Origin of the sequence: Maribacter sp. 1_MG-2023 (genome assembly GCF_030547005.1) — a bacterium.
Classification (GTDB): Bacteria; Bacteroidota; Bacteroidia; order Flavobacteriales; family Flavobacteriaceae; genus Maribacter.
Genome location: NZ_JAUOPN010000007.1, coordinates 12977 through 27340 on the forward strand (window position 1 = coordinate 12977; position 14364 = coordinate 27340).

Consider the following 14364-nt stretch of genomic DNA (forward strand, 5'->3'; position numbering starts at 1 on the left):
AAAAGTTCTAATTTCGAAGTTCTAACAAGACAACTTCAAAGTCATTATCTAATATAATTTTATTTTTGTCGACCGTTACTTCAGTTTCAGAAAAGCGATCGTATAATTTTGTACCATCACCAAAAATACCTTTTACTGAAATAGATTTTTTCCCTTTCGGTGCATCTAATGCGATAACCACTTTATCAACATAATCACCTTTAGTAAAGTATCTGCTAAATACATACGGGGCTTTTGAAATACTTTTATGGATGCCAGCGCCTATTGAAGGATGGTCATTTCTAAAAGTTCCTAATTTCTGCCAATAGGCTAAGGTTTCTTTTGTTTTTGGTAGGCTGTCTAACTGATCCCAATTCATAAACGAACGTAAGGTAGCGTCACCTTGCGTACCTTCAATTATTAGACTACGCGCTGTTTCGTCTCCGTAATAAATCTGAGAAGCGCCAGGAGTAAGTAATAATACATTTGCAGCTCTTTTTGAATCATTTCTTTCTTGGTCGAAAGGTTTACTGTCGTCATGAGAAGTAAGGTAGTTTAAAACACTTTTGTCTTTGAAAGTAGTATGTAGTAGTTTGCTGTACTTGGTGAAAATGGTTTCATAATCCTTTTTTGCATCCGTCTTTAATTCGAAATTTATAAGACTTTTGAATCCGTTATCGAAATAGTTTACTTGTTTGTCACCAAGGTCAAATTCTTGTCCGCCAGAAATTCCGTAATTATAAACTTCACCAACCATGTAGAAAGGGTTGTTGTCTAATACTTTGTCGTTATTTTTCTTTTTCCAAAGTTCAAAAGCAATAGATGCTTCTTTGTATAATTCTGCCCATGAGTTTTCGTTGGCATGTTTAACTGTATCAACTCTAAATCCGTCAACACCATATTTATTAACGTAGTCGGTTAGCCATTTAATAATATAAAAGCGAGGTGCTCTGGGGTAGCCAGTACGGTCAAAAAATAATTCTAGTTCATCTAATTCTTGACTAAGTCTACCTTCGGTTTTCCACTTTGCTAGAAGGGCATCAGGTAAATTTACTGTAGCATCAGATTCGGTTAAAATATCAGGTAGATTCGCAACCAATGTGCAGGCAGTAGTATTCTCGTATGTAGTAAATTTGCAAGTAGGAGAGGTGCGCACCCATTCTTCTGGCCAAACAGGATCTTTTTCGGTTATAGGACCTGTATGGTTTAAAACAACATCTAATAAAATTCGAATTCCATTTTCATGGGCGGTCTTTATTAGTGTATCTAAGTCTTTATCGGTTCCAAAATTAGGATCAAGAGCTGTCCAGTCTTTTGCCCAATACCCATGATAGCCATACGTATTACCAGTACCTTCATCTGTAGCGCCATGAATTTGTTCAACAACGGGAGTGAACCAAATAGCATTTACGCCAAGGTCTGTGAAATATCCGTCTTTAATTTTTTCTGTAATACCTTGAATGTCTCCGCCTAAAAAACCTCTGAGCTCTCCGGTTTCTTCGTCACGCTCAAAATTTAGATCGTTAGCTGTATTTCCGTTATTGAATCGGTCTGTGAGAAGAAAATAAACGGTAGCGGCTTCCCATTGAAAATTGGAGTTCTTTTTAGGGGTTTCAACTGAATCATTAATTACAGCAATAGTTTCTGATTTTTCTTTGCTCTTTGGTTGGCAAGAAATCAATGCTATAGATAATAGCCCTAATAAGAATACGTTTTTCATTTCCTTGTTATTTGCTATAAAATTATAACAAGGATTCCACTTTAAGAAATATTATTTCTTTCTATTTAAAACTTTATATTCTTCATAACAGCTGCTAATGGCGTCAAGTATCTGAAGATCATTAGCTGTAGTGATAAAGGATTTGGAGTAATTGCAGTTATTTAGAATATCTTGAATATCTACTTTTTCTAATTGAAGGAATTCTGTAAGTGTTTCTCTATCAAATTTAGAAGCGAGAAGATTACGAATATCATCGTCTTCTCTCATTTGCCTAAGCTTACGCATTTGCGCAGGTTTTTTACCAAAGAGGTTACGCAATAGATCTGCGGGGTTTAGAATGGCACCCAATACTTTTGTAACAGCGCTAGGATTTTTATTACCGCCTTCATAGCTAACGCCTAAGCCTGATATGCTGTATTGGTAAGCATTGTTGATTGGAAGGTTTTTTACGTCGATTTCTAAGTACCCAGTTAGCTGATAAGGTCTAACAATAACTTCTTCTAGAGCATAGGCAAGCTCTGTTAGTGCTATTTCGGTATTTTCAAATTTGAACATATCGTTCGTTACCCTAATTTTCTGTGATTTAAAACCAAGAAATGAAAAGTAAAGGGTGTCGTTTACTGCAGCAGTAATTGAAAACTCACCTTTTTCATTTGTAATTGTTCCGAAAACTTGGTTCAAGTTAACAACGTGTACGCTTTCAAGGGGTTCATCAGATTGTGCGTTTATGACAACGGCACTAAGGCGTTGACCTTCTTTCGTTTCTTGTGAGAAACCTATGAGTGAAATAAAAATAAGAGTAAGCGATAAAAAGTATTTCATTGTACTGACAGCATAATTAGGTTGCAAACAAAACAAAAAAAATACGCCGAAGCGTATTTTTAATATACAATTAACTAAAAGAAATCTCCTTTTCTTTTTGTGCTGCGTCTTTTTCCGGAGTTAGGACTGCTAGATTCACTACGGTCGCGTCTTCTACCTTTAGACTCGCCACCGCCATCTCTTCTGCCTCTTCCGCCACGGTCATCATCTCTTCTGCCGCCACTTCTTTTTCCTCTGAAGCCACCGCCGCTTCCACCGCTTCTGCGATTTCCGCCACCACCGGGGTTTTTAGAAACTTCTACATTAACAAATCTTCCATCAACTTTAAATTCAGTGAATTTTTCAAGAATTTGTTGGGTAGATTCACTTTCAGTATTAAAAAATGAAAAACTTTCCTTTACATCAACTTTAAAGACATCTTCTTGTCCAAGTCCTACTGTATCTCTAATAAAATCTTTAAGAGACATCCAGTCATAACCATCTTTTTCACCAACGTTTATGAAATAACGAACAGCGCCACTAGTTGGTATTTCGCCACCTCTTCGACCGTCACTTCTTTCTCTATCTCTACCGCTGTCAGAAGAATTTAAATCTTTAGACTTACTATAGTAGTTAGAGAACCTTGTAAATTCGGCAGATATTAATTTCTTTATTAATTCCTCACGATCAATACCTTCTAAAATCTCATTGATTTCAGGTAAATAAGGATCAACATCAGAATTAGTCTCAGTATCTTTTATTTTATTGGCTAAGTGATGTAATTGAATACCACAAATTTCCATTCCCGAAGGAACTTTTTTCAATTCAAACTTTTGATTGATTTTGTTCTCTATAGCTCTAATCTTACGTTGTTCGCCACGAGTAACAAGAACCATAGATATACCAGATTTACCAGCTCTACCAGTTCTACCACTACGGTGTGTATAGGTTTCGATTTCATCTGGTAATTGGTAATTGATAACATGTGTGATGTCATCAACATCAATACCACGTGCAGCAACATCAGTTGCTACAAGCATTTGAATTTGTCTTTTACGAAAAGAGTTCATCACCAGATCTCTTTGGTTCTGACTTAAATCTCCATGTAATGCTCCTGCGTTATAACCGTCTTCAATTAAATTTTCGGCAACCTTTTGTGTATCACGTTTTGTTCTACAGAAAATAACTGCAAATATATCTGGGTTTGTATCAGCTAATCTTTTTAAAGCTGGGTAACGATCTCTTCCACCAACAACATAATATTCATGTTGTACGGTTGATGCTCCAGAGTTTTTTGCACCTACTGTAATTTCTTGTGGAGAATGCATGAATTTTTTAGCAATAGTAGCTACTTCTCTAGGCATAGTTGCAGAGAACAACCATGTAGATTTTTCATCGGGCGTACCAGAAAGAATATCTTTGATGTCTTCCATGAAGCCCATGTTCAGCATTTCATCAGCTTCATCAAGAATACAATAGTCTATGCTAGAGATATCTACAAGACGTCTGCTAATCATATCTTTCATTCGACCAGGGGTAGCAACAATAATTTGTGCACCACGTTTAATTTGTCTTGCTTGGTCTGTAATACTTGCACCACCATATATAGCGACTACATTGATATTACGTTCGTATTTTGAATACGCTTGCATTTCTTTCGTGATCTGTAAGCATAGCTCACGAGTTGGTGATAATATTAAACCTTGTGTTGTTCTACTATTACTATCAATTTTTTGAATTAATGGAAAACCGAATGCGGCAGTTTTACCTGTACCTGTTTGCGCTAGGGCAACTAGATCGGTTTCACTTTCCAGTAAAATTGGAATTGCTTTTTCTTGTACTTCTGAAGGGGTTTCAAAACCCATATCAGTAATAGCATCTAATAAGGACTTCTGCAGTCCCAGTGCTTCAAACTTTGTCATAAATATGTATACTAAATCGCAAATATGAATGTTGCATAGAGCGATTATCGTATATAACCTATTTAGACTCAGGGCAACACATGCTATACCAGCGGCGTTAATTAAGCGGCAAAGGTACTGCTAATAATTGAATCAGTATAATTTATTAGAAAGTAATACTACGGAGCTAGCGTATAGCCATATATAGATAGGAAAGTGCCCGTAATACCAAAGATAATCATAAGCACAATTAACCCTTTTTGTAGCGTTGGGCTATCATAAATAATGATACATACGGCGCCAAGTACTATACAAATTTGATAAAATAGTAATGCATAGTCGAATTTTTTGGTTGCGTAATCATAGGTTTTGGTCAATTTTTCCCACTGTTTAACTCCGGTAATAATACCCATTTCACCCTCTATGTCTTGAACCCAGTTTTCTTCGCCTACTTGTTCTGATCCTAGTAGAATTTCTGTTTTTTCTGATTCGTACTTTACTATTTTATCTTTTACAATAGCTATTCTTTGTTCAATTACCGGTCTGTTTTCTTCTGTAACAATACCGCTTTCAATTAAAGTGCTTAAGTAGTCAAGTTCACTTTCTTTCAAACTTTCTTTAATACTTTTAGATTGGTACCAACTAGAATAGCTCACTACATTGTTGTGGGCAATCATCATTTCTTCTTCTAATTCGCCATTCACCATTTGTGATATTGCCATAAGTGCGGCAAATAAAGCAATGAGTACACCGCCAATAGCTTCTGCTCGTTCTGATGCAACTGATACAACTACAGTTTCGCCGTTGTCTTTTTTATTTATCATGAATACTATTTAAATAGGTAATCAATTTTTTAAACGCTAGTGCTCTATGGCTTATTTTGTTTTTAATGGATAATGGCAATTGCGCAAAAGTTTCTTCATAACCGTTTGGTAAAAAGATAGGATCGTAACCAAATCCGTTATCTCCTTTTTTTGTTTCTATTATTTCGCCGTGTATGCTTCCATCAAATATATGGGTTTTACCATTTAAGTTTAAGGCAATTACAGTGTTGAAGTAAGCGTTTCGATTTTGTTTATCACTTAAGTTGGCTAATAGTTTGTCCATATTAGCGTTTGAATCATTTTCGGCACCTGCATATCTTGCTGAATATACGCCTGGTTCACCATTTAGAGAATCTACAATGAGGCCAGTGTCATCTGCAAAGCAAGGTAGTTGATACGTATTTGTTATAAAATCTGCTTTTATTCTTGCATTACCCTCTAGGGTGGTAGCAGTTTCAGGTATATCGGTAGTACAACCAATCATATCTAAACTAACCAGCTCGATATATGATGGTACCAATTGCTGAATCTCTTTTAATTTGTTTGCGTTGTGAGTGGCGAATACAAGCTTCATGGGAACATTTTGAAATCTAGTTTGTCAATTTACATCAGCAAAAGTAGTAATTTTATAAAATGGAGTTAAAAGTACCACCGGCTTTAGTGTTTTTGTGTTTCGGATTGATGATGTATCTATTGGCAGAATTTTTACCGATAGGTTATTTTGATTTTTCTGGAAGAATTTTGCTTACCAAAATTTTAGTGGGTATTGGTGTTTTAATTGGTGTACTGGCATTGTTTCAGTTTAAAAGAGCAAGTACGACCATAGATCCAACAAAACCTGATAAAGCTTCTAATTTAGTTGTTGGCGGAATTTTTAAGTTTTCTCGAAATCCTATGTATTTGGCACTGCTTCTTGTGCTATTGGCTTTAGGTGCTTTTTTAGGAAATGCTTTCAATACACTGATCGCTGCGGGGTTTGTAGGGTATATGAATCGATTTCAAATTATACCAGAAGAACGAATTCTCTTAGAAAAATTTGGGCGTTCCTTTAAAGATTATTGTATATTAACAAGGCGTTGGTTTTAAGTAGTTTTTATTGATTTATATTAATCACTGCGTTAATATCGATAAATATTAATCAATTAGCTTATAATTTAATATATTAGCGTTTTAACTAATAGTCATGATAGCCATAATTACCGGAGATATTATTAATTCTGAAAAGCATCCTAGTTCGCAATGGATCGATTTGTTGAAGAATTACTTTAACCAATTTGGTGCTTCGCCAATGAATTGGGAGATATACCGTGGCGATGAGTTTCAGTTAAAAGTCACCGAGAGAAATGCACTATTTACTGCCATTCGAATAAAAGCAATGCTAAAAACCATAAAAGGTTTAGATGTAAGAATGGGGATTGGTATAGGTTTAGAAACCTATATTGGTACAGGAGTAACCGAATCTAACGGACCTGCATACCAACGATCTGGGCGTAACTTCGAAACACTTAAAGAGAGCAAAATAAATCTTAGTATTGCAACAGGAGAAATTAAAAATGATCGAACTTTAAATTTAATGCTACGCTTAGCATTAGATTTTATGGATGATTGGAGTGTGGTTTCTGCAGAAATAGTAACATTGTCATTAGATTACCCGCATTATTCACAAAAAGAAATTGCACAACAATTAGGTATTAAACAGTCTGCTGTAAGTCAGCGTTTAAAAAGAGCAAGATTAGATTTGGTTTTAGATGTATTGTCATATTATAAAGAATTAATTACCAGTAAATAAGTATGTTGATTTTTATAAAACTAGTATTAGCTCATTTAATCGGAGATTTTGTTTTACAACCTACAAGATGGGTACTTCACAAGCAATCGAATAAGATAAAATCTAAATTCCTCTACCTGCATGTACTATTGCATTTTGCTTTGTACATGCTTTTTCTTTGGGATTTTTCGCTCTGGAAAATTGCCTTAATAGTAACCATAGCTCATTTTGTCATTGATGTAATGAAATTATATTCAAATGATTTATTTAAGAGTAAAAGCATTCCGTTTTTTATCGATCAGATTTTGCATATACTAGTCATATATTGCTGCGCTTTTTACACAGATCTATACGCCCATACCATATCGTTATTCGAAAATTTAGACTGGTATTTAGTTACTGCCATTGTTTTTGTGACCTATCCCGCAGCAATTATCATGGGTATGATTTTAGAGGGAATGTCTAATCAGATTGAGACAGATCATAAATCGTTGCCAAATGCGGGTAAGTATATTGGCATGATAGAGAGACTATTCGTTTTAATTTTTATAGTAATAGGCAGGTGGGAAGTTATTGGCTTGTTGATAGCTGCTAAATCTGTTTTTAGATTCAATGATCTTAAAGAGCGCAATAATAGAAAGCTAACGGAGTATATTTTAATAGGTACTTTAGTAAGTTTTGGCTTAGCAATCTTGGCGGGTCTTCTGTATATCTCATAAATAAAAGCATAATGGCATCACGTTATTTTTTACTCTGTTTGTTGCTAATGACCTTATCTCAGGCAGTTAGTTCTCAATCAGGCAAATTCGAATCTTTTGATGGCACACAAATCGCATATACCGATGAGGGTAGTGGAGAGACGATATTATTACTACACGGATTTATAAATTCTAGAAAATCTTGGGATAAAACTGCTTTAAAGAAAGATTTGCTAAATGCTGGTTATCGCGTAATCATTCCAGATTTGCGTGGTAACGGAGATTCAGATAAACCTCAAACTGAAGAAGCGTATCAAGACAATGCCGAAGTAAAAGATGTGTTATTATTGATGAATCATTTAAATATTGAGAAATACAAAGCTGTCGGTTATTCAAGAGGAAGTATTGTTTTGGCAAAATTACTGACAGAAGATGATAGCATAAAGAAAGCAGTTTTAGGAGGTATGGGTATAGATTTTACCAATGCCGATTGGGATAGAAGAATCATGTTCGCAAAAGCCTTTGATGGCGAAGTAAATGAGGAGACAAAAGGTGCGGTAGATTACGCAAAATCTATTCATGCAGATTTACGCTCATTGCATTTGCAACAAAAATTTCAACCTGTAACCTCGGTAAGCGAATTAAATAAAATAGCGATAGGTGTATTAGTGATTTGTGGTGATGAAGATAATGACAACGGAAATGCGCAAGAATTAAGTATTGCATTTAAAAATGGTAGCTTAAAAAGAGTGCCTGGTGATCATAATGGAACGTATAAAACTATAGGCTTTTCATTATCTGTTCTTCAATTTTTAGATTAAATGATTGTCATTTTGTCAATTTGCATCATAACATAACCTTTTTGTTTTATTTACAGGATATCATTTATCAGGATAAATTAAATTTTTACTTTTGCTTCTTATTTTAATAACAAAAATTCTTATCCAACCAAAATAGAACAATGGTAGAAGTTAGTAGAAAATACGTTTTTGATTTCGATAGTACGTTGACTAGGGTAGAAGCGCTAGATGTTCTTGCTGAAATGACTTTAGAAGGAAGATCTAACAAAGACGAGGTTATTAAAGAAATACAGGAAATCACCAATTTAGGTATAGATGGTGATATTTCGTTTACCGAGTCTTTAGAGCGTCGAATTAAGTTGTTACATGCTAAAAAAGAAGATTTAGACGGATTGGTTGATAACCTTAGAAATAAAATATCTAAGTCTATAGCTGCGAATAAAGATTTTTTTGAAAAGTATGCAGATGATATTTATGTAATATCCTGCGGTTTTAAAGAGTTTATTGATCCTATTGTAAAAGAATACAATATACCATCTGATCGAGTGTATGCAAATACGTTTAAATTCGATGAAGAAGGTAATATCATCGGTTTCGATGAAAAGAATGTGCTATCTCAGCATAATGGCAAAATTGATTGCTTAAAGCAAATGAATTTGGACGGAGAAGTTCAGGTGATTGGAGATGGTTACAGTGATTATGTAATGCGCGAAGCAGGTATAGCACATAAGTTTTTTGCATATACCGAAAACGTGCATAGAGAAAAAGCCGCTAACAATGCGGATTATGTTACACCAAGTTTAGATGAATTTTTATTTGTGAACAAATTGCCAAGAAATATCTCGTACCCAAAGAATAGAATTAAGGTTCTATTATTAGAAAATGTGCACACAGCTGCATTCGATAATTTATCAGAAGACGGTTTCTCCGTTGAATTGATTAAACATAGCTTGTCTGAAGAAGAGCTGCTAGAAAAAATCAAGGGCGTTCACGTGCTTGGTATCCGCTCTAAAACACAGGTGACACAAACTGTTTTGGATGCTGCCGATAAATTGTTGGTGGTAGGTGCATTTTGTATCGGTACTACCCAAATAGATTTAGAGACTGCCAAAAAGAAAGGTGTCGTAGTTTTTAATGCCCCATATAGTAATACAAGGTCTGTAGTAGAATTGGCTATAGGTGAGATTATTATGTTAATGCGCAGTGTGTTTGATCGTAGTAGAGAAATTCATGAAGGGCAATGGCAGAAAACAGCTGCAGGATCAAGAGAAGTTCGTGGTAAAAACTTGGGTATTGTTGGTTATGGTAATATTGGTAAGCAATTATCTGTTTTGGCAGAAGCCATGGGTATGCGTGTTTATTACTATGATGTAGATGATAAATTAGCTTTGGGTAATGCGGTAAAATGTAATTCGTTAGAAGATTTATTAAATGTATCTGATGTGGTTACACTGCACATAGATGATAATAAAGCAAACAAAAACTTCATAGGTGCCCGTGAAATAAAGCAAATGAAGAAAGGTGCTATGTTAATTAACCTTTCTAGAGGTTTTGTAGTGGATATTGACGCCCTTGCAGAAGGATTAAAGGATGGTCATGTTGGTGGTGCGGCAATAGATGTTTATCCAGATGAGCCTGCTAGTAATGGAGATTTCCATACAAAATTACAAGGCTTTGCCAATGTGATTTTGACTCCGCATGTTGGTGGTAGTACGGAAGAGGCGCAGCGAGATATAGCAGATTTCGTTCCTAATAAAATAATGGATTATATCAATTCTGGTAATACTGTTGATGCCGTTAATTTCCCGAACATTCGTTTGCCAAAACAGAATAAATCTCACCGATTCTTGCATATACATAAGAATGTACCGGGTATTATGGCTAAAATCAATAAGGTGTTAGCTGAGTATGAGTTAAATATCAATAGCCAATATTTGTCTACTGATAATGAAGTAGGTTATGTAATTACAGATTTAGATAAAGAGTATAATAAAGATGTCATTAAGGCTTTGAGGAAAGTTGAAAATACCATCAAATTTAGAGTACTATACTAGGTCTTAAAGAGGCTTTTAAAATCAATAAAAGTAAAATTATTTTACATCTAAAGTGCAAGTTGAAAAACTTGCACTTTTTTTTGACCAATTTTGTGCTATTCATTACAACATTTTAAATTCTACAAGGTTATGGTAATGATACAATTACATTCTGTAGGAAATATCTTTAATTATGTGGAAAAAGGTTTTATCGAAATTAAAATCTGGTAAAAGTTTCAATAACTATTACTTGCTGGTTTTTACTGTGATTGTATTAACGATAGTAATACAGTCAATAATACAGTATTCTCTAGCTAGGCAAAGACAAGATGCGTTGAGAATAAATGTTGCGGGTAGGCAAAGAATGTTGTCACAGTCAATTGTTAAGAGTGTATATGAATGTAGGTATAGTACTTGCGACTACGGACAATTACGTTTGGCAATGACAAAATTTTCTAATGCAAACATTGCTTTACAAGAAGGTAATGATGCAACCGGAATTCCTGTCTTAGACAATGATGAAATTCAAAAAAACTTTGATAAACTAAAACCGCATCTAAATTTCATTTTGGAATCAACAAATGACTTCAACAAGCTAGAATTGATAGACTTAGAGCGATTATCTGCAGAGGCAGATAAATTTCTTGTAGTTATGGATACTATAGTGGATCAATTTCAAAAAGGATCGGAAGAAGATATTAAAACGCTAATGATTATAGAGTTAGAGCTCGCGGTTTTTTCTTTATTGATTTTAATATTGGAGATATTCTTTTTTATCAATCCATCTATCAAAAAAATTACGATTCAAAATCAAAAGTTAAAAGAAATTGCATGGCATCAAACACATGCTTTTAATTCTCACATGAAAAATATAAAGAACTACAATCATGTTCTCAAGATTGAAAAAAATGTAGAGCATAAAGAAGAGCTCATCTCTTTTTTAATGGAAGAGCTTACCGATTTGGAGGGTGTGTCTGAAAATATGGTAAAATCACTTGAAAAGCAGACTTAGCAGCTTTTAAAGGTTCTTATTGATTCATTGATGGTGGTAAGGTTCGTTTTTTAAAATAGTATATGCCCTATAAACTTGCTCGGTTATAAATAAGCGCACCATTTGATGAGAAAAGGTCATTTTCGACAAACTTATTTTTCCAGTCGCTTTAGAGTAGATTTCATTGCTAAAGCCGTAAGGTCCACCAATTAAAAAAACTAATTGTTTAATACCAGAATTCATCTTCTTTTGTAAAAAGGTTGAAAATTCAACAGAAGTATACTGTTTTCCTTTTTCATCAAATAAAATTAAAACATCTGTAGGTGCTAATCTCTTAAGAATAAGTTCACCTTCTTTATCTTTCTGCTGGTCCTCAGATAAGTTTTTGGTCTTTTTTAAATCAGGTATGAGTTCAGTTTCAAAATTGATGTAATGCTGTAATCGTTTTTGATATACCTCAATGAGTTCTTGTAGTTGAGAGCTATCGGTTTTGCCAATAGCTAAAAGTTTTATAGTCATATGCCAAAAGTAAATCAATTTCGCAAATGGATTTGTAAATTAGCAATACAATAGATTTAATACATATGATTTCAGAAGAACAATTTAAAGAAGAGATTACATTAATCATAGCAAATGCCATTCGTGAAGATGTTGGTGATGGTGATCATAGTTCGTTGGCTTGCATTCCTGATACTGCTACTGGTAAGGCAAAATTATTGGTAAAAGATGAAGGAATCATTGCTGGGGTAGATTTTGCTGAGCTTGTGTTTTATTTTGTTGATCCTAAATTGAAGATAGAAGTGCTGATCAAAGATGGTACACCTGTAAGTCACGGCGATATCGTGTTTTATGTAGAAGGTAGTTCTCAGAGCATATTAAAAGCTGAGCGTTTGGTATTAAACGCAATGCAAAGAATGAGTGCTATAGCTACGAAAGCCCATATGTTCGTTAATCTGTTGAAAGGTACTGGTACAAAAATTCTAGATACCAGAAAAACAACACCAGGTATTCGTGCGCTAGAGAAGTGGGCAGTGAAAATTGGTGGTGGAGAAAATCACAGATTCGCATTGTACGATATGATTATGTTAAAGGATAATCATATTGATTTTGCTGGCGGTATTACAAAAGCAATCAATAAGACTAAAAACTATTTAAAAGAAACGGGTCGTGATTTAGAGATTATTGTTGAAGCAAGAAACTTGGACGAAATCAAAGAAATTTTAGAAACAGAAGGGGTGTATCGAATATTGATTGATAATTTCAATTATGAAGATACACGCAAGGCTGTAAAATTAATTGGTAATACGTGTTTAACCGAATCTTCGGGCGGTATTAACGAAAAAACGATTAGAGATTATGCAGAATGCGGTGTAGATTATATTTCTTCGGGTGCATTAACACATTCAGTTTATAATTTAGATTTGAGTTTAAAAGCAGTGTAGATGTCTTTAGAGGTCGAAGAAAAGCTAGAAAAAATTCCTATTGTAAATTGGTTGGTCAGGTTTTTAAAACAAATTAGGCTACCCGGTTTCGAGGGACTTTCTATTTACGACCTTATAGAAATGTATGTGCTTGGTATTCTAAGAGGTACTTTGTCTACGCGAGCCAGTGCTATCGCCTTTAGTCTATTTATGGCACTATTTCCGTTAATCATCTTTATGGTGACCTTGGTACCTTTTTTGGTGTCATATATAAGTATTGAACATGGCGATTTTGATGTACAGTTTCAGTTGTTTTTAGAGTCATTTTTACCTAGTGCCACCGGTGATTATTTTGGAGAAGTGTTTCAGCAAATAAAAGATCAAAAAAGGGGAGGTTTATTGTCATCGGCATTTTTACTTTCTATATTTCTTATTGCGAACGGTGTAAACTCCATTTTTGGAGGTTTTGAAACATCGTATCACATTAATCTTACACGACATTTTTTTAGGCAATATTTATATGCCTTAATGGTAGGTTTAATTTTAGCAGTATTAATTATAGTAGGATTTGTAGCGTATATATATTTTGAATTTTATGTTTTAGGATATTTATCTGAGTTTGCAGCAAAGCAAGGTGGATATATTTTGGGTGAGGATGAAGTAGTAGGCGTGCAAATTGCTAAAGTGTTATTCTTTATAATTCTATCTTATTTTACTACTGCGATACTTTATTATTTTGGTACGAGAGAAGGGAAGCAAGCAAAGTTTTTTTCTTTTGGAGCCCTAATGACAACTACCTTGTTTTTATTAACATCATATCTCTTCGGTATATATGTTGAAAAGTTCGCTAGGTACAATGAATTATATGGTGCGTTAGGAGGATTATTGATTTTAATGGTCTACATATGGCTAAATTCTAATATATTGCTACTTGGGTTCGAACTGAACGCATCGCTGAATACATTACGTAAAATCACAAAAAAGAATGATAAATAAGAGCATACAGTTAACTATTCTATTCACAGTATTTATTACAATGAGCATTTCTGCTCAGTCGGTTTTTGGTAAGTGGAAAACAATTGATGACCGCACAGATTTACCAAAAGGTGTAATTGAAATCTATAAGAAAGAAGGAAAAATGTATGGTAAAGTCGTTAAGATTTTAGAAGAAGGGCAAGAAGGAAGAATTTGTGATAAATGTGATGGAGAATTGAAAGATAAACCTGTAACCGGTATGGAGATTATTACAGACGGCGAGTTGCATGATGATGGAGAATGGAAGGGTAAGCGACTATTTGATCCAGAACAAGCAATGACTTTTCGTTTTAAGATATGGTTAAATCCAGAAAATGAAGATGAGTTAAAAGTGCGCGGGTATTTGGCATTTATTTACAGAACCCAAACATGGATACGTGTGGAGGGATAACT

15 protein-coding genes are annotated in these 14364 nt (G+C 34.4%); 9 read left to right on the forward strand and 6 right to left on the reverse strand.

Translation table 11 applies throughout. The features are described from left to right. Window positions 1-7: 7 nt before the first annotated feature. The 5 genes from Q4500_RS09475 to Q4500_RS09495 all read right to left on the reverse strand — a co-directional run bounded on the left by Q4500_RS09475 (window position 8) and on the right by Q4500_RS09495 (window position 5799). A complete protein-coding gene (locus Q4500_RS09475) occupies window positions 8-1699 on the reverse strand; it encodes an alpha-amylase family glycosyl hydrolase (protein ID WP_303599443.1) in 1692 nt (563 codons plus the stop codon). Window positions 1700-1750: 51 nt separating this feature from the next. Further along, complete coding sequence (locus Q4500_RS09480) at window positions 1751-2521, reverse strand: carboxypeptidase-like regulatory domain-containing protein (RefSeq protein ID WP_303599444.1); 771 nt, start codon at window positions 2519-2521, stop codon at window positions 1751-1753. Between the two features lie 74 nt (window positions 2522-2595). After that, window positions 2596-4422, reverse strand: coding sequence for a DEAD/DEAH box helicase (locus tag Q4500_RS09485; RefSeq protein WP_303599445.1), 1827 nt, complete (start codon window positions 4420-4422; stop codon window positions 2596-2598). A 158-nt stretch (window positions 4423-4580) separates the two neighbouring features. After that, window positions 4581-5225 (reverse strand): DUF4337 domain-containing protein, encoded by a 645-nt coding sequence (locus Q4500_RS09490; RefSeq protein WP_303599446.1) that lies wholly within the window; start codon window positions 5223-5225, stop codon window positions 4581-4583. After that, complete coding sequence (locus Q4500_RS09495; RefSeq protein ID WP_303599447.1) at window positions 5215-5799, reverse strand: non-canonical purine NTP diphosphatase; 585 nt, start codon at window positions 5797-5799, stop codon at window positions 5215-5217. The genes Q4500_RS09490 and Q4500_RS09495 overlap by 11 nt, the downstream gene beginning before the upstream one ends. Window positions 5800-5858: 59 nt before the next feature. Between Q4500_RS09495 and Q4500_RS09500 the strand changes: the two genes are divergently transcribed. The 6 genes from Q4500_RS09500 (at window position 5859) to Q4500_RS09525 (ending at window position 11536) form a co-directional block, all read left to right on the forward strand. After that, window positions 5859-6311 carry an isoprenylcysteine carboxylmethyltransferase family protein gene (locus tag Q4500_RS09500; RefSeq protein WP_303599448.1) on the forward strand — a complete coding sequence of 151 codons (453 nt, stop codon included), beginning with the start codon at window positions 5859-5861 and terminating at the stop codon, window positions 6309-6311. A 97-nt stretch (window positions 6312-6408) separates the two neighbouring features. Further along, the gene (locus Q4500_RS09505) at window positions 6409-7014 is read left to right on the forward strand and encodes a SatD family protein (protein ID WP_303599449.1); all 606 of its coding nucleotides are present in this window, start codon (window positions 6409-6411) and stop codon (window positions 7012-7014) included. A gap of 2 nt (window positions 7015-7016) precedes the next feature. Continuing rightward, window positions 7017-7712, forward strand: coding sequence for a DUF3307 domain-containing protein (locus tag Q4500_RS09510; RefSeq protein WP_303599450.1), 696 nt, complete (start codon window positions 7017-7019; stop codon window positions 7710-7712). 11 nt (window positions 7713-7723) lie between these two features. Further along, window positions 7724-8512 carry an alpha/beta fold hydrolase gene (locus tag Q4500_RS09515; protein WP_303599451.1) on the forward strand — a complete coding sequence of 263 codons (789 nt, stop codon included), beginning with the start codon at window positions 7724-7726 and terminating at the stop codon, window positions 8510-8512. A gap of 140 nt (window positions 8513-8652) precedes the next feature. Then, window positions 8653-10545 carry a phosphoglycerate dehydrogenase gene (gene serA / locus Q4500_RS09520; protein WP_303599452.1) on the forward strand — a complete coding sequence of 631 codons (1893 nt, stop codon included), beginning with the start codon at window positions 8653-8655 and terminating at the stop codon, window positions 10543-10545. A 172-nt stretch (window positions 10546-10717) separates the two neighbouring features. After that, window positions 10718-11536 (forward strand): type IV pili methyl-accepting chemotaxis transducer N-terminal domain-containing protein, encoded by an 819-nt coding sequence (locus Q4500_RS09525; RefSeq protein WP_303599453.1) that lies wholly within the window; start codon window positions 10718-10720, stop codon window positions 11534-11536. A 24-nt stretch (window positions 11537-11560) separates the two neighbouring features. Here the strand turns inward: Q4500_RS09525 and rlmH are convergent, their stop codons facing one another. Beyond that, window positions 11561-12034 (reverse strand): 23S rRNA (pseudouridine(1915)-N(3))-methyltransferase RlmH, encoded by a 474-nt coding sequence (rlmH, locus tag Q4500_RS09530; protein WP_303599454.1) that lies wholly within the window; start codon window positions 12032-12034, stop codon window positions 11561-11563. 65 nt (window positions 12035-12099) lie between these two features. Here rlmH and nadC point away from each other — a divergent pair, with 65 nt between their 5' ends. Genes nadC through Q4500_RS09545 form a run of 3 tightly spaced genes read left to right on the forward strand, consistent with a single transcriptional unit; the run spans window position 12100 to window position 14362 of the window. Then, the gene (nadC, locus tag Q4500_RS09535) at window positions 12100-12957 is read left to right on the forward strand and encodes a carboxylating nicotinate-nucleotide diphosphorylase (protein WP_303599455.1); all 858 of its coding nucleotides are present in this window, start codon (window positions 12100-12102) and stop codon (window positions 12955-12957) included. Continuing rightward, entirely contained in the window at window positions 12958-13932 is a 975-nt protein-coding gene (locus Q4500_RS09540; protein WP_303599456.1) for a YihY/virulence factor BrkB family protein, read from the forward strand. Beyond that, window positions 13922-14362 (forward strand): DUF2147 domain-containing protein, encoded by a 441-nt coding sequence (locus tag Q4500_RS09545; RefSeq protein WP_303599457.1) that lies wholly within the window; start codon window positions 13922-13924, stop codon window positions 14360-14362. Before Q4500_RS09540 ends, Q4500_RS09545 begins: the two co-directional genes overlap by 11 nt. Window positions 14363-14364: the final 2 nt, after the last annotated feature.

What these genes read in the sequence shown, in the direction of transcription:
- Q4500_RS09505 (WP_303599449.1), top strand. Translation starts at nt 6,409, where the DNA reads ATGATAGCCATAATTACCGGAGATATTATTAATTCTGAAAAGCATCCT.
- Q4500_RS09495 (WP_303599447.1), bottom strand. Translation starts at nt 5,799, where the DNA reads ATGAAGCTTGTATTCGCCACTCACAACGCAAACAAATTAAAAGAGATT.
- nadC (WP_303599455.1), top strand. Translation starts at nt 12,100, where the DNA reads ATGATTTCAGAAGAACAATTTAAAGAAGAGATTACATTAATCATAGCA.
- rlmH (WP_303599454.1), bottom strand. Translation starts at nt 12,034, where the DNA reads ATGACTATAAAACTTTTAGCTATTGGCAAAACCGATAGCTCTCAACTA.
- Q4500_RS09475 (WP_303599443.1), bottom strand. Translation starts at nt 1,699, where the DNA reads ATGAAAAACGTATTCTTATTAGGGCTATTATCTATAGCATTGATTTCT.
- serA (WP_303599452.1), top strand. Translation starts at nt 8,653, where the DNA reads ATGGTAGAAGTTAGTAGAAAATACGTTTTTGATTTCGATAGTACGTTG.
- Q4500_RS09515 (WP_303599451.1), top strand. Translation starts at nt 7,724, where the DNA reads ATGGCATCACGTTATTTTTTACTCTGTTTGTTGCTAATGACCTTATCT.
- Q4500_RS09490 (WP_303599446.1), bottom strand. Translation starts at nt 5,225, where the DNA reads ATGATAAATAAAAAAGACAACGGCGAAACTGTAGTTGTATCAGTTGCA.
- Q4500_RS09525 (WP_303599453.1), top strand. Translation starts at nt 10,718, where the DNA reads ATGTGGAAAAAGGTTTTATCGAAATTAAAATCTGGTAAAAGTTTCAAT.
- Q4500_RS09540 (WP_303599456.1), top strand. Translation starts at nt 12,958, where the DNA reads ATGTCTTTAGAGGTCGAAGAAAAGCTAGAAAAAATTCCTATTGTAAAT.
- Q4500_RS09480 (WP_303599444.1), bottom strand. Translation starts at nt 2,521, where the DNA reads ATGAAATACTTTTTATCGCTTACTCTTATTTTTATTTCACTCATAGGT.
- Q4500_RS09485 (WP_303599445.1), bottom strand. Translation starts at nt 4,422, where the DNA reads ATGACAAAGTTTGAAGCACTGGGACTGCAGAAGTCCTTATTAGATGCT.
- Q4500_RS09500 (WP_303599448.1), top strand. Translation starts at nt 5,859, where the DNA reads ATGGAGTTAAAAGTACCACCGGCTTTAGTGTTTTTGTGTTTCGGATTG.
- Q4500_RS09510 (WP_303599450.1), top strand. Translation starts at nt 7,017, where the DNA reads ATGTTGATTTTTATAAAACTAGTATTAGCTCATTTAATCGGAGATTTT.
- Q4500_RS09545 (WP_303599457.1), top strand. Translation starts at nt 13,922, where the DNA reads ATGATAAATAAGAGCATACAGTTAACTATTCTATTCACAGTATTTATT.